This is a genomic window from Deinococcus hopiensis KR-140 (assembly GCF_900176165.1).
GTDB lineage: Bacteria > Deinococcota > Deinococci > Deinococcales > Deinococcaceae > Deinococcus > Deinococcus hopiensis.
On sequence record NZ_FWWU01000009.1, the window covers coordinates 214,148 to 231,075 of the forward strand.

Below are 16,928 nucleotides of genomic sequence, written 5' to 3' on the forward strand. Positions count from 1 at the left end.
AGCAAGGCGCGTGCCAGATGGGGCCCTCAGTGCTCGCTTGCCTGGGGCCAGTCCCTTTCTTTCCTCATTCGCCAGTCGCCTTCGGGCACCGGGCGCACCCCTGGGCGGGAAAGCCGCGCCGTGTCCGCATACACGTAGACCCAGGCCGAAAGTTCCCGTCCGCCCTCCAGCCCCACCGTTACCTGCTCGCGGATGTACAGGGGCGGGGTGTCGTTGACGCCCTCCAGTTCGTCGAGGAAGGGCAGGGCACGGTCCCAGTCAGCGGGCGCGTAGGTGAGCACCTCGCCCAGCACCGTGTCTTCGGGGGCACCGGGCACGACGCCCGGGTACGCCTCAGGCAGGAGGTGCAGCAGCCGGTAACCGGACAGGAGGGCAGACACCGCCGTAAATGTGCCGCCCCGCCGCGCCACCGCCGCGTTGCGTTCGCCGGGCCGCAGGGTGCCGTACACGAATACACGGGTCAGGAGGGCCGCCGTCATGGTCCTGATGCTAGCGCCCACTGCATTTCTACGGCTGACGTGTTGTCCCGCCAGGACGAACCCAAATGGTAAAGGCGGAGTCTGGTGAGAACGAAACGAACGGCACACATGTCTGGGGTTAAGCGGCACAGACTGGAGCGCATGAATGCCATTCGACTGGCCGCTTCGCGCGGCCTGGCGCTCACGCTGTCGCTGCTGCTCACGGCAGGGGCGCAGACGACGCCTTCCGCTGCCGCAACGCCCGGCCTGAAGAGCAAGATCCAGACGCAAGAACCTGCGAAGATCGCTCCCAAAGCCCTGAGTGCCGCCGAGGCCTCTGCCCTCCGCGCCCTGTTCCAAAAGCTGCGCCCAGCCACCCTACGTCTGGAAGATTGCCCACCCACCAATTGCAGTGATCCCGGCGGTGTGGGCACCGGCTTTCTCATTGGGGACGGTTACGCGCTGACGGCCTATCACGTCGTTGCCGGGTCCAAGACACTCAGCGCGCAGACCCTCGACAAGAAGCGTTACGCCGTGGAAGTCGTCGGCTATGACGAGCAGGCGGACATCGCCCTGCTGCGCGTCAACGTGCCGGGCGCAACGCCATTCATGCCGCTCGCGGCCCGGGGACCGGTTATCGGAGACCCCCTGCTGGGCATCGGCAACGGGGGCGGCGCATTCCTGACCTCCAAAACGGGCCGCCTCATTGGTCTGAACGCCGATGCGGGCCGCGCGGACTTTCCCCCTGGCACTCTGGAGATGAATGCTCCCCTCGTGCCGGGTGACAGCGGCGGCCCCATCCTCAACGCGCAGGGCGAGGTGGTGGGCGTGGTGAGCTATATCCGCGTCAGGGGCGAGGACAACACCCCCGATTCCTTCGCCGTGCCGATTACGCGCGAAGATGCCCGGATTGCCAGCTTCCGCCAGGGCGTCAAGCGCAACGCGCCGATGATCGGCATCGGTCTGAACCTGCCGGGTGAGTTGCAGGGCGTTAGCGCTCTGCCCGCCGAGCACTTCGCTGATTTCAGCAAGTACTTTGATTTGGGTGAGACTCCCGGAGCGTTTTTCACCGACGTGACCAAGAACAGCCCTGCCGCCCGCGCCGGGCTGCAACCCCTGAACTACGATGCAAATGGCAAGCGGCTCTCCGGCGACATCGTAACGGCGGTGAACGGTCAGCGGGTGACCAACTTCTCGGACTTCCAGTACGCGGTGCGCCGCTACCAGCCTGGCGATACGGTCACATTGACCGTCCTCCGGGAGGGCAAGGAAATTCAGATCAAGTTGACGCTCGTGCCCAGCACGCAGGTCCGCAGCTAAACGTCCGGACCAACCGGTTCGGAGGAGGGGGACTCCCCTCCTTTTTTTGCCGGGGTGTTCTGTTGTGGAAAGAATAAGCGAGAAGTATTAAGCCGATGCCCTCTTGACAATTCTGTCCAAAACAGAAAAATACAGACATGGAGAATCTGCTGAAAAAAGCCGGTGCGATGCTCGCGCACCTCGACATGTTCACCCACATGCTGCATCTGCGCGGGCTGCTGCAGCTGGCCGCCCATATGGAGGAGCGCGGTGACCGCGTAACCCTGATCTCGCCGGAGGCAATCACGCTGGTGGGCAACGACATGACCACCGATGCCAGCGTCACCACCACCAAGGGCGCGCTGATTGAGGCGGGCACGGCGTACAGCGTGCTCCGAACCCTCAAGGGGCACGACGCACCCGAGTACGCCGTTACGCGTGAGGAGCTCAAGGCGCTCAACGCCCGCGCCGTGTCCGAGCTGGAGGCGAGCGACGCCATGCGGGCCTTTGGGGACACGCTGGTCAAGATCGGTGTTCCGGCCTCGGCTCCTGCGCCTGCAGCTCCCGCCGACGCTGCTCCTGAGCGGCCTGCTCGTGGGCGGCGCACGGCAGAGCCGGATGGCGCGGGCGAGCAGCCTGCGGCGTAAAACGGGGAACGCTTCAGCATCACGCTTCCTTCGGGGGGCGTGATTGCTGTTGGAGGCAGGGTACCTTGCTCCGGCTTCCCCCACCGGGGCAGGGGGAGCTCATGGTGGGGCGCGTCATTTTGCTCGCCTCCACCATTCTTTTGAACGCGAGGCTGCGTTACCCAGTAGGAAGAGGCCTGTGCGCTGTGCCTAGGGGCGGTCTTCATGGGTTTTGTTCCGTGACGCTGCTGAGAAGCGGTGTGGTGGTTTTTGACCCTCTCCCCTCGTACAACCCGCGGCGCTGCGAAACGGACCCGTAGAGCTCCGCAGGAGGGAGGGCCTGGCGCGGCCAGGGGTGACCGGTACAGTTCGGAGAGGGGGGACCACCCCGCTGGCCCAACCTCACCTCCCCCGCCAGTACCCCGGCGTCTGCGTCGCAGGCAGCAGTGCGAGCACGCCTGTTCCCGCCCGCTCAGCCAGCGCTTCCGCTTCCCGTCCGGCGCGGCCCTTTCCCAGCCAGCCGCTCCAGTAGGCGCGCATCGTTTCGGCGACGAGGGCGGTGGCTACGGTGTTGCCGCCGTTCAGGGGGGCGTACAGCAGGTCCAGATCAGTCAGCGGACCGCCATTGGGACCGCCCACGGGCTGCCAGTAGGGCACGTCCACCGTGCGGTAGCCCAGGGCGTTCAGGGCGCGGCGGCGCACGAGCGGGTTCATGCCCACCTGGGCCTCGGCTTCGCGGTCCTCGGCGTCCTGGCGCTCGGGAAACACGCTGTCGGCAAACAGACCGGCGAGGCCGTGGGTCCGCACATCGTCCATTCGGGCGGTGTGAATCAGGCGGCTGATCCCCCGGCCCCTCGCTTCAGGGGCCACGGCCACGAAGGAGCTGAACGCGGCTTCAGGCAGCAGGTGGTAGATGCTGCCGCCCAGCACCTGCCCTGCTGGACCTTCGGCCACCACGATGCGGTTGCGCCTCCCACCCTGGCCTCCAGCGGAGACGAGGTGCCCGAAGGCTTCCGGCGGAATCAGCGTGTCGGGCGCGTAGTAGCTGCGCTCCTGAATACGCCCGAAGGCGGCGAGGGCTGGGTCATCTGGACCGGTCACGTGACGGACGGTTACGGGTGAGGTCACGAACGTACCGTACCCCTCGCCCCCACTCCCCGTCTGCCCCCTCTTCGTTTGCGGCCTGAACGGTATCCTGACCGTTATGACTGCCCCCGACTCTCCGGCCACCGCTGCGCGCGGGGACACTGCCTATGGTGGTACTGCCGCCGCTCGCGTGGCCCCCAACTTCATCACCGAGATCATCGAGCGGGATTTGAAGGGCGGCAAGTACCCGCAGGTGGTCACCCGCTTTCCGCCGGATCCCAGCGGGTACGCGCACCTCGGGCACGTGTTCGCTTCCTTTCTGGATTTTCAGATGGCCCTGCAGTACGGCGGGCGCTACCACCTGCGGATGGACGACACCAACCCCGAACTCACCCGGCAGGAATACGTGGACTCCATCGCTGACGATCTGCGCTGGCTGGGCTGGGACTGGGGCGAGCATTTGTACTATGCCTCAGACAACTTTGGGCGCTACTACGAGTACGCCGAGCAACTCATCCGAATGGGAAAGGCGTATGTGGAGTCCGTCAGCGGCGACGAGATGGCTCGCCTGCGCGGCAATCCCACCACGCCCGGCACACCGAGTCCCTACCGGGACCGATCGGTAGAGGAAAACCTGGACCTCTTCCGCCAAATGCGCGCGGGCGAATTCCCCGATGGTGCCCACGTTCTGCGCGCCAAGATCGACCTTGCCAGCTCCAACATGAAGCTGCGTGACCCGGTGCTGTACCGCATCGTCAACCACCCACACTACCGGCAGGGCGACGCGTGGCACATCTACCCCATGTATGACTTCCAGCACCCCCTGCAAGACGCGCTGGAGGGCGTAACGCACTCGCTGTGCAGCCTGGAATTCGTGGACAACCGCGCGATCTACGACTGGCTGATGGAGACGCTCGGCTTTTCTCCCCGTCCCCACCAGTATGAGTTCGGGCGGCGCAGTCTGGAGTACACCATCGTCTCCAAGCGCAAGTTGCGGCGGCTGGTGGAAGAAGGCGTGGTGACGGGCTGGGACGATCCCCGCATGCCCACCCTGCGCGCTCAGCGCCGCCTGGGCGTGACGCCCGAAGCGGTGCGCGCCTTCGCCTCACAGATCGGCGTGAGCCGCACCAACCGCACGGTGGACATCAGCGTGTACGAGAACGCGGTGCGCGGAGACCTCAACCACCGCGCTCCCCGGGTGATGGCGGTGACCGATCCCGTGCGCGTGGTGATCGCCAACCTGCCTGAAGGGGAGACGCAGACCTTAACGCTGTCCTACTGGCCCCACGACGTAATTCGGGACTCGCCGGACGGGCTGGTGCTGCTGCCCACGGGTGAGCGCGTCTCGCCGGAGCAGGCGGTGCGGGACGTGCCCCTCACGCGCGAGGTCTACATCGAGCGCGAGGACTTCGACGCCGATCCGCCGAAGGGCTACAAGCGGCTGACGGTGGGTGGGAATGTGCGCCTACGCGGTGCCGGAATTATCCGTGCGGATTCCTTCGAGACGGACCAGTCTGGGGCCGTCACCCTCATCCACGCCACCTTGCTGGAAGGTGACGCGAAGGCGGGTGGCGTGATTCACTGGGTCAGCGCCGAGCGAGCCGTGCCTGCCGAGTTCCGCCTGTATGACCGCCTGTTCCGCGTGGCCCACCCGGAGGGAGAGAACGAGGACGACATCGCTCCCGACTTCGATCCCGAACGCATGAGCCACGAAAGTGAAGCCGCGCCCCTCAAGGAGGACTTTTTCCGGTTTCTCAATCCCCACAGCCTGCGCGTGACGAGAGGCTTTGTGGAGCCGAGCGTGCTGGGCGCCCCCGCCGATACCCGCTATCAGTTCGAGCGTCAGGGCTATTTCTGGCGTGACCCGGTGGACAGCCGGGAAGGCGCTCTGGTGTTCGGGCGCATCATCACGCTGCGCGACACCTGGGCGAAGGAAGTGCAGCGGGCAGAGAAGGCAGAGGGCGCAGGGCCGAGCGCACAGGGCAAAGCGCCAAGGGCGGAAAAGCCCAGGGCCGCCACATCGCCTGCTGCCCAGCCTTTCCAGGTCCTGCCGCCCGAGCAGGAGGCCGAAGTTGTCCGCCTGACCGCTCAGGGCGTGCCCGAGGCCGACGCGCGCACACTCGCGCGTGACGGGGCGCTGGGGACGTTCTTCGCCTCCGCCGGGGCCGGGAAACACGCCGCGCAGGTGGCTGCCTGGACCGTCAACGATCTCGCGCCGGGCCTGCGTTCGGGCGAGAGCCGCCTCTCCGCCGCCCATCTGCCCGCCCTCGCCGCGCTGCTCGCGGGGGGGCAGATCAGCACCCGAATGGCCAAGGAGGTGCTGGCCCGCGCCGCCGCCAGCGGAGAAGCGCCCGCCGAAATCGTCGCGCGCGAGGGCCTGCGTGTAATGACGGATACCGGGGCCATCGAAACCGCCATCCGCGAGGTCATGGAGGCCAACCCCGACAAGGTGGAGGCGTACCAGGGCGGCAAGACCGGCCTGATGGGCTTCTTTACCGGGCAGGTCATGCGCGCGACGGGCGGCCAGGCAGACCCCAAAGTGGTCGCCGCCAAGCTGGGCGAATTGCTGAGGGGTTAGGGGATACAGAGGGCGGAGGGTGAAAAGGCGCTCCGCTCTCTGTATCCCCAGGTGGTCACGTACACCGCATTCCCCGCACCCGCGCTGGCCCACGGCACGCTGCTGTAAGCCAGCGCGGCGGTGAAGGCCATCACGAGGAGCGGTGCGTCGCCCGTCAGCTGCAGTCCAGCTTCTCGCCGCCCAGGCGTCCCTGCACACCGGAGACGGTGTGCGTCAGGGCCGCGTCGAAACCGTTCACGCGCCCGCCAGAGCGCCCCGCCACGCTGCGGGCGCCGGCCGTCAATTCCATCTCCATCCCAACGTGTTCCCCGACGAAGCGTCCGGTCCGCGTCTGCGCGTCGCCGCTCACCTTCACGCCGTAGCCCTGAGAACGTCTGCCGCTCCGTCCCGCGATGGTGGTCATGAACCAGCGTCTGCCAGAGCGGACGCCGAAGCGCGAACAGCGTTGCGCGGTAGCGCCGGTCCTATGTGGGCCTCGCCGGTTCTGTTGTTGACCCTCTCTCATAAACCCCTACAGGGACGGGTACAGCTCTCCGAGTCCACAGAAGGGAGGGCCTTGCGAAAGCCTGGAGTGGCTGGAACAGCTGCGGAGCGGAGGGGCCCCAGCGCACGGGGAGAATGGGGAGCCCTGAGGGATGCCCTTCCACGCGCGGTCCCCCATTCTCCCCCATGTGCATTCCAGTTCGCTCGCCGGGCCCAGTCAGAAAGGAGTCCTCTTCTCGGCACATGCTCTAATTCAGCATCCGCCCGCTGTTCGCGCCCATCAGCCCCTCGGCCTTTTTCAGGTGGTCTTGCAGTGTGCCGTGCCAGTCGTCGCTCTCAGGCGTGTGTTCCAGCGCCTGCTGCGCGTGGGCGTAGGCGGCGGCGGGGTCGCGGAAGCCCTGCTGGGCCATCACATCGGCGGCCATTTGGTGTGCCGTGATCCAGTCGCGGCTTTGCGGCGCGGCCTCGCGCACCACGCGCTCGTAATGCTCCAGCGCCTCGTCGAGATGATAGTAGTCCAGCGCCACGCTGCCCAGCACCAGGCTGGCGGGGACCACGGCGCCCTGCGCGAGCGCCTGCTCGGCTGAGGTCTGCGCCTCCTGCAGCCTGCCCAGGCGGTAGTCGCACTCTGCCAGGTCCGCCAGCACCTCCGGCGCGTAAGGGTACTCGGGGTCCGATAGGGCCGCCTCCAGCCGCTCGCGGGCTTCTACTGGCCGGTCCAGGTCCAGCAGGGCGACGCCAAGTTCGTGCTGCGCGTAGGGCTTGTCGCCCTCGCCCGCCAGCGTCAGCGCCCGCTCGAAGTGTCCCAGTGCCTCCTCAGTCTGGCCCAGGTGGGTCATGACCTGCCCCCACACCAGCGCCACCCCATAACTGGGATCGCCGTGAAGCCGTTCCAATCGGTCCGCCTCGCGGATGGCGGCCTGCGCGTCTTCAGGCTTGCCGAGGTTGAGCAGCGCCTGGGCGTGCAGGTAATTCCAGGTGGCCAGATTCAGTCCCTCTTCCGGGTCCTGGCCGGTGTACAGCCCCCGGGCCTGTTCCAGCAGTTGCGCGGCTTCGGCGGGTTGTCCGAGTTGCAGCCGCAGCGCCGCCTGTTCCTGAAGCATCACCGCGCGGTTGAGGCCCTGGGCGTGGTGCGCGGCTTCGGCGTACAGGTTGGCGGCTTCCAGCGGGTGCCCGAGTTGCTCCTCGGCGTCGGCCTGCCAGCTTCTCAGCCGCCACTTCAGGTGGGATGGCAGTTCGGAGGCGGGCAGATGCACCTCCAGCGCTTCCTGCGGGTGTCCGGCGAGGGCCAGCGCCGCCTGCGCGTGGAAGCGGGCCAGGGGCTCCGCAGCATTCACGGCGGCGGGCGGTGGCGGAGCAGCGTCGGGGCCGCGCAGCCGGGCGTCGAGTTCGGCGCTCAGGGCGAGGTACAGCGGGTCTTCGCGTAAGGCTGGGTCCAGCGTGCGGGCCTCGCGCAGCGCCGCGCCCGCCTCGGTGGTGGCCGCGTCGCCGTACAGGGCGTGAACGGAGGCGAGGTAGAGGGCCAGCCGGGCGCGCACAGACTTGTTCGCCTCGCGCATCGCCGCCTCCAGCACGACGAAGGCCGCGTCGTAGTCGTCTCCCGCGAGCGCTGTGCAGGTCTGTTGCCAGGTGGTGACGACGTCGATCATCACCCCCCAGAATAGCGTGACGGCAGCGGCCCGCGGGGTCCCGGCCCTGCGCGTGCGCTTTCTGGACGGACGGTGAAGGCGGCTCTGTAACCCCCCCCACGCCCCCCGAGGTTGAGTCTGGTACACTCAACTTCAGTGGGACGGTCTGCCGTCCCGATTCTTCTCGTCATTCTCGGAGGACCACACTTGAGACGGCTCAATCCCTGGCTGATCGTCCTGTTCGTACTGGCGCTCTTCCTGATGTTCTCTCAGACGCCGCGCAGCACCAGCGTCAACTACAACGTGTTCAAAGACCTGCTCTCTCAGGGCAAGGTCCAGCAGGTCGTCGTGCGGGAAGGCCAGGCCGAGGTGTTCCTCAAGGAGCCAACCCCCGTCGCTGTGGGCAACCCGGCTCCCAGCGTTCAGCCCAAGGCCATCCAGCGCTTCAATGTCCGCCTGCCCAACAGCCAGGCCGCGCCCGACAGCAGCCTGATCCAGCAGCTGCAGGCCCAGGGCGTGAACTACCGCTTCGAGCAGGCCAGCCAGTGGCTGGGCATTGTGCTGAACTTCCTGCCGATCATCTTGCTGTTTGGCATGATGTACTTCTTTTTCATGCGTGCCCAGGGCGGCCAGAGCGGCGTGATGCAGTTCGGCCAGTCGCGGGCCAAGAAGTACGGCAAGGAGAACCGCGTCCAGACCAAGTTTACCGACGTGGCGGGCCATGAGGAAGCCAAGCGCGAACTGATCGAGGTCGTGGACTTCCTGAAAAACCCCGGCAAGTACCACCAGATCGGCGCGGAAATTCCCAAAGGCGTGCTGCTTGTGGGTCCTCCCGGCACCGGTAAGACGCTGCTGGCCCGCGCCATTGCGGGTGAGGCGGACGTGCCCTTCTTCTCGGTCAGCGCGTCGGAGTTTATGGAGATGTTCGTGGGCGTCGGCGCGAGCCGTGTGCGTACCCTGTTCGAGGACGCCCGCAAGAGTGCCCCGGCGATTATGTTCATCGACGAGATTGACTCCATCGGCCGCAAGCGTGGTGCGGGAATCGGTGGTGGCCACGACGAGCGCGAGCAGACGCTGAACCAGATCCTGTCCGAGATGGACGGCTTCGACAAGGCCAGCAGCGTCATCGTGCTGGGCGCAACCAACCGCCCCGACGTGCTGGACCCCGCGTTGCTGCGCCCGGGCCGCTTTGACCGTCAGGTGACCATCGATCTGCCCAACCTCAAGGAGCGCGAGGCGATCCTGAAGGTCCACCTCCGCAACAAGCCGCTGGCGACGGGCGTGGATGTGCCCGAAGTCGCCAAGAGCACGCCTTACTTCAGCGGCGCGGACCTCAAGAATGTGACCAACGAGGCCGCCCTTGAAGCCGCCCGTCTGGGCAAGACGCAGATCGACATGAGCGACTTTTACCGCGCGCTCGACAAGATCACGCTGGGCCTGGAAAACGCTTCTCTCACCATCAGCCCTGAGGAGAAGAAGGCCATCGCCTACCACGAGGCCGGACACGCCGTAACCGCCGCCGTGATCCCGGGCAGCGACAAGCTCCAGAAAGTGTCTATCATTCCGCGTGGCCGCGCGCTGGGGGCCGCCTTCTACCTCCCCGAAGAGCGGGCGCTGATGAGCCGTGAACGGCTGGAAAACCAGCTCGTCGTGTCGCTGGGGGGCCGCGCCGCCGAGGAAGTCTTTATGGGCAGCGTGACCTCAGGGGCCGCAGATGACTTTCGTAAGGCCACCAACATCGCCCGCAAGATGGTGCTGGAGTGGGGCATGGGCGAGAACTTTAAGAACATGGCCCTGCACACCAGTGGCAACGGGCCGGTGTTCCTGGGCGAGGACATGGCGCAGCCCAAGGAGTTCAGCGAGCACACCTCGCAGCTCGTGGACGAAGACGTCAAGCGCATCCTGAGCCGCGCCTATGACCGCGCCAAGGGCCTGGTCAGCGAATACTCGCAGGCCATGCACGAGGTGGCCGACGCCCTGCTCACCCAGGAACTGATCACTGGCGACGTGGTGCGCGAGGCGGTGGCCCGCATTGGCGGCAGCCAGCAGCCCATGCCCCAAACGACGGCGTAAGTCAGAGGCAAGGACGAAGCCCCCGCTTTCCGGCGGGGGCTTCGTCCTTGCCTGCGGTCAGGGCTTCCAGACGTTGGGGAGATAGAAAACCAGATCCAGCGAGGGCGGCCGGACGCCCTGCGTGCGGAGGAGCGCGGCGATCTGCGCAGTGTGCCGGACCTCGTGCAGCAGGACGTGCCACAGCAGACCGTCCAGCTTGAAATGCTCCTGGGGCCCGTCTTCCACGGTGCGCTCCAAGTCCGCCTCGGTCAGCGTGGCAAGGTAAGTCAGGGTGCTCTGCTCCACCGCCCGCCAGTAGTCCAGCAATTCTGAAAGTGGGAACCGTGCGTAGACGGGGCCGTTTCCCGCCTCTTTCAGGGCAGGAAAGGCCTCCTCCACAGGCGCGTCTCGCAGGACCGTGAAGTGAATCCAGCCGTCCTCCACGTTGGCCGTGTGAAACGCGAGGTCCTTGATGGAGTGGAAGCGCTCGCCTTGCAGCAGTGGTCGGGACAAAATTTCGTCGGGCACAGCCTCTAGCGTGGCCCAGAGGTCCCGCCGGGCGCGGACGAGGTAGGCGTAGAGCTCGGAAATATGCATGGAGGCTCCTCCGGAGGGTCAAACCCGTCGCGCCGGTCTAACCGCTGGGGTGCAAAGAGCTTCTGGCAGTGAGGCCGGGGGCCCTTAAACGATCAGACGTGCCACCTATTCCCGCCAGATCGCCCAGTGGTCGTCGAGGCGGTCCATGTCTTCCTTGCTGTGGCCTCCCAGGCGCAGCAGGCTCAGAACCTGTCCCCGGTGGTGGCTGTCGTGAACAATGATGTGCTGGAGGAAGTGGGCCGGGTGGGAGCGGTAGGCCCCCTCGTTCCACGCATCCGCGAAGGGTTCCCCAGACGCCAGATGGGCCTGCACCGCTGCCAGGGCCGCCTCGTCGCCCGCCGTGAACGCGGCGCCTAATTCCGTCGGCAGGCTGTTTTGCCAGCGCCACATGGGGTCGCCGTCTTCATCTTTTTGCGTCGTGTCCAGCAGGGGCAGGGCGTGGTCGCGCGAGAGGTTCCACAGCCAGCCCACCCGGAAACCCGCCATGTGCCGCAGGTGCCGCTCAATGGGCCAGCCGCCCTGGCCGTCGCTCAGAGCAAAATCTTCGGGGGTCAGGGCATCCAGCAGAAACTGATTCACGCGCGCGTTGCGGCGAAAAGATTCGAGGGTCAGGTCGGTCAGGGCAGTGTAGGACATGGCTGGAAGTTCCTTTCCGCAGGGAGGCAAACCGTCCAACAGCGGTTAGACCGTCGGATGGATGACCTGCTCCCAGCCTAGCCCACATTCCCGTCAGGAACTGACGCTTTTGCGTGTCATGCTGTTCCCATGTATGACCCCTCCATGCGGGTGCTGACCGTGCTGGAACTGCTCCAGGCCCGCGAGTCGGTCACGGGTGCGGAGCTCGCCCGGCGGTTGGAGGTCAGTCCGCGCACCGTGCAGCGTTACGTGACGCGGTTGCAAGACCTCGGCATTCCGGTGGAAGGGCGGCGGGGTGTGGGCGGGGCGTACCGCCTCAAGCCTGGCTTTCGGCTACCGCCCCTGATGTTCACGGGCGAGGAGGCCCTGAGCCTCGCGCTGGGGCTGAGGGCGCTGCAACACCTCGGGCTCGCTGCGCTGGCCCCCGCTGCCCAGGCCGCCAGCGCCAAGCTCAGCCGGACCCTGCCCCAGACCCTGCGCGAGAACGTGAATGCCCTCGAAGACGCCGTGCAGCTCGACCCGTCTCCCTGGGTGGTGACGACGGACGCCGAGCTGCTGGCCGAGCTGCTGGGCGCGGTGCGGCGGGCACGAACGGTGGAGCTGGTCTACCGTTCGCTGACTGCTGACGAAACCATGCGGCGGGTGAATGTATACCGCGTGGTGCATCTGGCCGGGCGCTGGTACGCGGTGGGGCACTGCCATCTGCGCGGCGAGAAGCGCTGTTTTCGCCTGGACCGCATGGTGGGGCTCAACGTGCTGGAGGACGTGTTCACGCCGCCGGAAGCTTTCGACGCGCTGGCCTACCTGCGTTCCAGCATGCCGCACCTGCCCACCTCGCACAACATCAGCGTGTGGCTCGCCTGTCCGCCCGAGGACCTGCGGGGCGAGGTGTCCGCCTGGCGCACCGAGATTCGCCCTGAGAACGGCGGCACCCGGCTGCGCTGTCAGCGGGAGAACCTGGAGGGCTTCGCCGCCTTTCTGCTGGGTGTGGGGCGTCCATTCCGGGTAGACAGTCCGCCACAACTGCTGGACGCCTTTGCGGTTCTGAAGGAGCGCTGCGCCGAGGTGCAGGCGGCGCGTACCATACCGCATGACCCAGAATCCTCTTCCGTCAGACCGGGGGACTGACCCCGTGCTCGAAAGTGCTCTCCTGCGCGGCAAGGCGTACGCGGGAAGCGGCGTGACGGTGTACTACGACGCCCCGCGTTGCGTCCACGTCGCCAACTGCGTGCGCGGTCTGCCTGAGGTGTTTCGCCCCAGGGAGCGGCCCTGGATCCAGGCAGGGAGCGCCGCGGCGCAGGAGGTGGCCGCGGTGGTGCGGACCTGCCCGACGGGCGCGCTCCACTACGCGCTGGAAGGGGGAGAGGGCGAAGCGCCCGAGCGCCCCACCCGCATTGTCCCCGTTGTTGATGGCCCCGTCGGTCTTCGGGGGGATTTGGTGATCGAGACGGCTACAGGTGAAGTCCGGGAAGTCCGCGCCGCCCTGTGCCGCTGCGGGGCGAGCAGCAACAAACCCTTTTGCGACGGCACCCACGCCAAGATTGGGTGGAAGAGCGGTGGAGAGGCCCCATCCGAAAAACGTGGCGATGACCGGCACGGTGAGGGCCAGCGTGCGGATGGGGCCCAGGCATTGGACGAGAGGTAAAGCCCTGCTCAAGGGTGTGCCCCGAGGTTCGCCCACCGTCCCCACCCACGATCAGGAACAGGGGACGGAAGAAGAGTCAGGCCGACCAAAAGAGGGCTGACGCGGGAGGGCGTGGGCTGTCTCCACGCTTGCGCTGTACTCCGCCGTTTCTTGGGGGAGCACCATCTATGGAGATTTCGCAAGTCGCCGCCGCCCTCTTCGATGTGGGTGAACTGGTTGTGGAACTCCTCGCCCGCTTTGACGGCTGCGGAGAACGCTTGCGGCAGGGGGTGGAGGCGTGGAATATGGACACCACGTTTCGTGTGGTGGCGCCGTGGGGTGCGCGGCAGACCTCCTCGCCCGCCGTGCCCGTGTGCGTGGAGAACGCGCGGTGGCTCGCGGCCCTCGGCGCGTCCATCGGCGTGGACCGCTCTCCCCCCGCCTGAAGTTCGCCTCGCTCCACTTCCGGTCTAGACTGCCTCCATGACCTCTGCCTTCAATGTCCCGGATCTCATCCGTAAGAAGCGCGACGGCGAAGCGCACACGCGCGCCGAACTCGAACAGCTCGTGCTGGGATACACACGTGGCGACGTACCCGATTACCAGATTAGCGCCTGGCTGATGGCGGTGTACCTCCGGGGCATGACTGCCCAGGAAACGGCGGACCTGACCCTGGTGATGGCCACCAGCGGAGACGAGATGAACCTGGGGGACTTGCCCCGCACCGTGGACAAGCACTCCACCGGCGGCGTGGGCGACAAGACCAGCCTGATCCTGACGCCGATGCTGGCCGCCCTGGGCCTGACCGTCGCCAAGATGAGCGGGCGCGGCCTGGCCCACACGGGCGGCACCATCGACAAGCTCGAAAGCTTCCCGGGCTGGACGCCTGAGCTGCGCGAGGACCGCTTTCTGGCCCAGGCGCGCGACATTGGCCTTGCGCTGGTGGGGCAGAGCAAGGACCTCGCCCCCGCCGACGGCAAGCTCTACGCCCTGCGCGACGTGACGGCGACCGTGGACTGCCTGCCCCTGATCGCCTCTTCCATCATGAGCAAGAAACTCGCGTCCGGCGCGCACACCGTGGTGTTGGACGTGAAGGTGGGGGCCGGAGCCTTTATGCGGACGCTGGAGGATGGCCGGAGGCTGGCCCGCGCGATGGTGGACATCGGCACGCGGGCGTCTCGACTGGTGCGTGCCGTACTGACCGACATGGACACGCCCCTGGGCCACATGGCGGGCAACAGCCTGGAGGTGATCGAAGCGCTGGATACCCTGCGTGGCGAGGGCCCGCAGGACCTCACCGAACTGTGCGTGTCGCTGGCGGTGGAAGCTCTTGCCGCCTACGGCGAGGACGAAACCCAGGCCGAGGCCCGTGCCCGCGCCACCTTGACGGACGGTACCGCGCTGGCGAAGTTCCGCGCCTTCGTGGAGGCCCAGGGCGGCGACGCCTTGCTCGTGGACCACCCCGAGCGCCTGAACGTGGCCCCTGGACGCGAGGACGTGCTTGCCCCGGCGTCGGGCTTCGTGCAGAGTGTGGACGCCCTCGCGGTGGGCCGCGCCGTGCTGGCCCTCGGCGGCGGACGCGAACGCAAGGGCGAGGCCATTGATCACGGCGTCGGGGTCGAACTCCTCAAGAAACCCGGCGAGGCCGTGCAGGTGGGCCAGGCGGTACTGCGCCTGTACCACCGCGACGGACGTGGGCTGGACGCTGCCCGCACCTTGCTGGAAGAAGGCTTGAAAGTGGCGGAGGTGGCTCCGGCGGCCCAGCCCCTGATTCTGGACCGGGTGTTCTGAGCGCCGATACGGACTCCGATGAATTCGTTTGCAGAGCGATTGAACCCGGGCAGAGCGAGAAGGAGAGAAGCGGGTTCCGGGGGTGGAGTTGGCAAGCTGGTGGTCTTCCCGTTTGTTAACGAAACAGGCGAAACCCGGAGGAGAGGGCAGGAAGCCCTCTCCTCCGAGGAGGCATAGAGCTGCGCAGCAGCGAAGGGTGTGGGACGGCCACGCTGCTCGGACGCCCCCCACCCCAGACCCGGACCAAAGCGGTCCGACCGTCGACCGTTAGGCCTCACTCCCTTAACCCTCTCCCATCCCTGCCGGACGGTGCGTTACCCTCAGCCCATGCGCACCGCCTTGCTGATCGTCATTCTGGTGCTGGGCGGGTTGTTCGCCTTTCTCAACCGCCACGCGCTGATGTTTCCACACACCCTCAACCTGGGCTTCGTGACGTACACCGCCGTACCGCTGGGCCTGATCTTGCTCGTTGCGGCAGGCATCCTGGCCCTGATCTTCTACTTCTGGGCGGGGGTATCCAGCCTGCGGGCCCAGGCCGATACGGCGCGGCTCCTGCGCGACATGGAGACCCTGCGCGTCAGCCTCGACAGCCAGGAGGGCAGCCGCTTTGCCCAGCTTCAGACCCACCTCGACGAGCGTTTCCGCGTGCTTGGCAGCGGCACGCCGGACCGCAGCGGTGAGGAAGTGGCGGCGCTGACCGCCCGCATCGACGCGCTTCAGCGCGATATGAACGTACAACTCGCGCAGATCGATGATTACCTCAAGCGTCGGCTGGGGTAGGTTCGCGCTGAACAGCAGCTGGGCGGGCGGCTCCACCGTGGGCCGCCTCCCTTCGTCTCGGTTCCCTGGAAAGAAGCTCTATTGGCCACCGGTCCCGAGCCTGATGTTGACGCCGGTCCCCACACTGACGCCAACGGCACTGCCACCGCTACCGCCATTGCCCGGGGCCGTGGTGTTGCCCGCTCCCGCAGAAACGCCTCCGGAAGCGGCGCCTGTGTTCGGTGCGCCGCTGAGGGCGTTGCCCGTCTCCGCGCCGCTCGCCTGTCCCGAGGCGCTCAGGTTGCCGAGGAAGCCCACCAGCGCCACCGTGCCCCCCGCTCTGTACCGTCACGTTCCGTGCGCTGAGGGCGGAATTGACCATGCCGTTCCGAAAGGCGGACAGCTCCGGGCGCACCTGCTGGCCACTCCTGTGGGAGACCAGAACCTGGGTGGCCTGGCGCAAGTCGCCGCGGGCCTGAACGCTGCCGTCCCACCAAGCGGCCCCGGCGGTCCGCCAGCGTGACCGTCTTGCCGAGCAGGGCCGTCACCGTCCGATCACGATTCCTGTGAATCAGCGGTGAAATAACGGACCAACCCGAGCGGAGCGAGCAGGAAAAGCGGTGGCGAAGAGGCGTGGCATCACCGAAGCAACGTGGAGGGGATGTAGTGGATTCTCCGGTGACCGTATGAATGTCTGTCAGGAGGACCTGTCGCAATGAAGGGGCGGCGTTGCCGCTCCGCACGGTCAGCGTCTCGAGCGGGACCCCGGCACGGGACCTGCCCGGCGAGGGTGTAGGTTCGGCCGCCGGCCTATTGAAACAGGACGCGAATCTGCGTAGTGGCGCTTATGGTGCCGGAAGTCACGACCTGCCCTACGCTGAGCAGCGTACCGACGGTGTGGCCCTGGGCATCCCCAGGGTGGCGGAGCGCGGGGCAATCTGGGCCGCTGCCGAGGCGGCGGCGCTGCCTGTGGCTGAGGGCGTCTGGGGGCGGGTCACCTGCGCTCCACCCAGAAGCAGAACACCGAGGACGATGAGCCAAAAGTTTTTGTGCATGAAGCTCCTTTTGGAGTCGCCCGAAGGCAGAGAGCCGGAAATACGGGGGCAGCAGGTGCGAAGGTCACGGGCAAGTGCCCTTATTTGGAGGAGATGACGCGAAGTGGGTGACAGAGCGCTGAGGCGGGCGGGAAAGACCCTCACCCGGTGAGCAGCCCAGGGAAACGGGAGGAATCCTCTTTTGCCCGCCCCTGCGGCAAAGTGACGGGTGGGAGGCGCAAAAGAAGCACAAAAGGCTGCGCTCACGCGCGTGCCG

The 16,928-nt window shown here is 66.8% G+C and carries 17 protein-coding genes; 9 read left to right on the forward strand and 8 right to left on the reverse strand.

Features of this window, described 5'->3' with window-relative positions:
• Positions 1-26: 26 nt before the first annotated feature.
• Positions 27-479, reverse strand: coding sequence for a gamma-glutamylcyclotransferase family protein (locus B9A95_RS14355; RefSeq protein ID WP_084047940.1), 453 nt, complete (start codon positions 477-479; stop codon positions 27-29).
• Between the two features lie 141 nt (positions 480-620).
• Here B9A95_RS14355 and B9A95_RS14360 point away from each other — a divergent pair, with 141 nt between their 5' ends.
• Both B9A95_RS14360 and B9A95_RS14365 read left to right on the forward strand, forming a co-directional pair.
• Positions 621-1,778 carry a S1C family serine protease gene (locus B9A95_RS14360; protein WP_084047941.1) on the forward strand — a complete coding sequence of 386 codons (1,158 nt, stop codon included), beginning with the start codon at positions 621-623 and terminating at the stop codon, positions 1,776-1,778.
• A 137-nt stretch (positions 1,779-1,915) separates the two neighbouring features.
• Positions 1,916-2,404 carry a multidrug DMT transporter gene (locus tag B9A95_RS14365; protein WP_084047942.1) on the forward strand — a complete coding sequence of 163 codons (489 nt, stop codon included), beginning with the start codon at positions 1,916-1,918 and terminating at the stop codon, positions 2,402-2,404.
• Positions 2,405-2,785: 381 nt separating this feature from the next.
• On the opposite strand, the gene B9A95_RS14370 is transcribed toward B9A95_RS14365, so the two are convergent.
• Positions 2,786-3,511, reverse strand: a complete 726-nt coding sequence (locus B9A95_RS14370; RefSeq protein WP_084047943.1) for a GNAT family N-acetyltransferase — start codon at positions 3,509-3,511, stop codon at positions 2,786-2,788.
• 76 nt (positions 3,512-3,587) lie between these two features.
• Here B9A95_RS14370 and B9A95_RS14375 point away from each other — a divergent pair, with 76 nt between their 5' ends.
• Complete coding sequence (locus B9A95_RS14375; RefSeq protein ID WP_084047944.1) at positions 3,588-6,047, forward strand: glutamine--tRNA ligase/YqeY domain fusion protein; 2,460 nt, start codon at positions 3,588-3,590, stop codon at positions 6,045-6,047.
• 154 nt (positions 6,048-6,201) lie between these two features.
• On the opposite strand, the gene B9A95_RS14380 is transcribed toward B9A95_RS14375, so the two are convergent.
• Positions 6,202-6,450, reverse strand: a complete 249-nt coding sequence (locus tag B9A95_RS14380) for a hypothetical protein (protein WP_084047945.1) — start codon at positions 6,448-6,450, stop codon at positions 6,202-6,204.
• A gap of 328 nt (positions 6,451-6,778) precedes the next feature.
• The gene (locus B9A95_RS14385; RefSeq protein WP_084047946.1) at positions 6,779-8,179 is read right to left on the reverse strand and encodes a tetratricopeptide repeat protein; all 1,401 of its coding nucleotides are present in this window, start codon (positions 8,177-8,179) and stop codon (positions 6,779-6,781) included.
• A gap of 186 nt (positions 8,180-8,365) precedes the next feature.
• Between B9A95_RS14385 and ftsH the strand changes: the two genes are divergently transcribed.
• Positions 8,366-10,231: an ATP-dependent zinc metalloprotease FtsH gene (ftsH, locus tag B9A95_RS14390; RefSeq protein ID WP_084047947.1), complete on the forward strand. Its 1,866-nt coding sequence runs from the start codon at positions 8,366-8,368 to the stop codon at positions 10,229-10,231.
• A 57-nt stretch (positions 10,232-10,288) separates the two neighbouring features.
• Here the strand turns inward: ftsH and B9A95_RS14395 are convergent, their stop codons facing one another.
• Both B9A95_RS14395 and B9A95_RS14400 read right to left on the reverse strand, forming a co-directional pair.
• Positions 10,289-10,807 (reverse strand): DinB family protein, encoded by a 519-nt coding sequence (locus B9A95_RS14395; protein ID WP_084047948.1) that lies wholly within the window; start codon positions 10,805-10,807, stop codon positions 10,289-10,291.
• Between the two features lie 105 nt (positions 10,808-10,912).
• Positions 10,913-11,443: a DinB family protein gene (locus B9A95_RS14400; protein ID WP_084047949.1), complete on the reverse strand. Its 531-nt coding sequence runs from the start codon at positions 11,441-11,443 to the stop codon at positions 10,913-10,915.
• A 129-nt stretch (positions 11,444-11,572) separates the two neighbouring features.
• Here B9A95_RS14400 and B9A95_RS14405 point away from each other — a divergent pair, with 129 nt between their 5' ends.
• The 5 genes from B9A95_RS14405 to B9A95_RS14425 all read left to right on the forward strand — a co-directional run bounded on the left by B9A95_RS14405 (position 11,573) and on the right by B9A95_RS14425 (position 15,638).
• A complete protein-coding gene (locus B9A95_RS14405; RefSeq protein ID WP_084047950.1) occupies positions 11,573-12,571 on the forward strand; it encodes a helix-turn-helix transcriptional regulator in 999 nt (332 codons plus the stop codon).
• Positions 12,534-13,088 (forward strand): (4Fe-4S)-binding protein, encoded by a 555-nt coding sequence (locus B9A95_RS14410; RefSeq protein ID WP_084047951.1) that lies wholly within the window; start codon positions 12,534-12,536, stop codon positions 13,086-13,088. Before B9A95_RS14405 ends, B9A95_RS14410 begins: the two co-directional genes overlap by 38 nt.
• Positions 13,089-13,255: 167 nt before the next feature.
• Positions 13,256-13,513, forward strand: a complete 258-nt coding sequence (locus B9A95_RS14415; RefSeq protein WP_084047952.1) for a hypothetical protein — start codon at positions 13,256-13,258, stop codon at positions 13,511-13,513.
• Positions 13,514-13,550: 37 nt separating this feature from the next.
• Entirely contained in the window at positions 13,551-14,858 is a 1,308-nt protein-coding gene (locus tag B9A95_RS14420; protein ID WP_084047953.1) for a thymidine phosphorylase, read from the forward strand.
• A 327-nt stretch (positions 14,859-15,185) separates the two neighbouring features.
• A complete protein-coding gene (locus B9A95_RS14425; protein WP_084047954.1) occupies positions 15,186-15,638 on the forward strand; it encodes a LapA family protein in 453 nt (150 codons plus the stop codon).
• 78 nt (positions 15,639-15,716) lie between these two features.
• Here B9A95_RS14425 and B9A95_RS14430 read toward each other — a convergent pair whose 3' ends face one another.
• Both B9A95_RS14430 and B9A95_RS14440 read right to left on the reverse strand, forming a co-directional pair.
• On the reverse strand, positions 15,717-15,944 hold the full coding sequence (locus tag B9A95_RS14430; RefSeq protein WP_084047955.1) for a hypothetical protein: 228 nt from the start codon (positions 15,942-15,944) through the stop codon (positions 15,717-15,719).
• 545 nt (positions 15,945-16,489) lie between these two features.
• Positions 16,490-16,672: a hypothetical protein gene (locus B9A95_RS14440; RefSeq protein WP_084047957.1), complete on the reverse strand. Its 183-nt coding sequence runs from the start codon at positions 16,670-16,672 to the stop codon at positions 16,490-16,492.
• Positions 16,673-16,928: the final 256 nt, after the last annotated feature.

Bases quoted from the DNA above. Each gene is read 5' to 3' on its own strand.
- B9A95_RS14405 (WP_084047950.1), top strand. From the start codon at position 11,573: ATGTATGACCCCTCCATGCGGGTGCTGACCGTGCTGGAACTGCTCCAG.
- B9A95_RS14360 (WP_084047941.1), top strand. From the start codon at position 621: ATGAATGCCATTCGACTGGCCGCTTCGCGCGGCCTGGCGCTCACGCTG.
- B9A95_RS14395 (WP_084047948.1), bottom strand. From the start codon at position 10,807: ATGCATATTTCCGAGCTCTACGCCTACCTCGTCCGCGCCCGGCGGGAC.
- B9A95_RS14355 (WP_084047940.1), bottom strand. From the start codon at position 479: ATGACGGCGGCCCTCCTGACCCGTGTATTCGTGTACGGCACCCTGCGG.
- B9A95_RS14365 (WP_084047942.1), top strand. From the start codon at position 1,916: ATGGAGAATCTGCTGAAAAAAGCCGGTGCGATGCTCGCGCACCTCGAC.
- B9A95_RS14420 (WP_084047953.1), top strand. From the start codon at position 13,551: ATGACCTCTGCCTTCAATGTCCCGGATCTCATCCGTAAGAAGCGCGAC.
- B9A95_RS14380 (WP_084047945.1), bottom strand. From the start codon at position 6,450: ATGACCACCATCGCGGGACGGAGCGGCAGACGTTCTCAGGGCTACGGC.
- B9A95_RS14385 (WP_084047946.1), bottom strand. From the start codon at position 8,179: ATGATCGACGTCGTCACCACCTGGCAACAGACCTGCACAGCGCTCGCG.
- B9A95_RS14425 (WP_084047954.1), top strand. From the start codon at position 15,186: ATGCGCACCGCCTTGCTGATCGTCATTCTGGTGCTGGGCGGGTTGTTC.
- B9A95_RS14415 (WP_084047952.1), top strand. From the start codon at position 13,256: ATGGAGATTTCGCAAGTCGCCGCCGCCCTCTTCGATGTGGGTGAACTG.
- B9A95_RS14375 (WP_084047944.1), top strand. From the start codon at position 3,588: ATGACTGCCCCCGACTCTCCGGCCACCGCTGCGCGCGGGGACACTGCC.
- B9A95_RS14400 (WP_084047949.1), bottom strand. From the start codon at position 11,443: ATGTCCTACACTGCCCTGACCGACCTGACCCTCGAATCTTTTCGCCGC.
- B9A95_RS14440 (WP_084047957.1), bottom strand. From the start codon at position 16,672: ATGCACAAAAACTTTTGGCTCATCGTCCTCGGTGTTCTGCTTCTGGGT.
- B9A95_RS14410 (WP_084047951.1), top strand. From the start codon at position 12,534: ATGACCCAGAATCCTCTTCCGTCAGACCGGGGGACTGACCCCGTGCTC.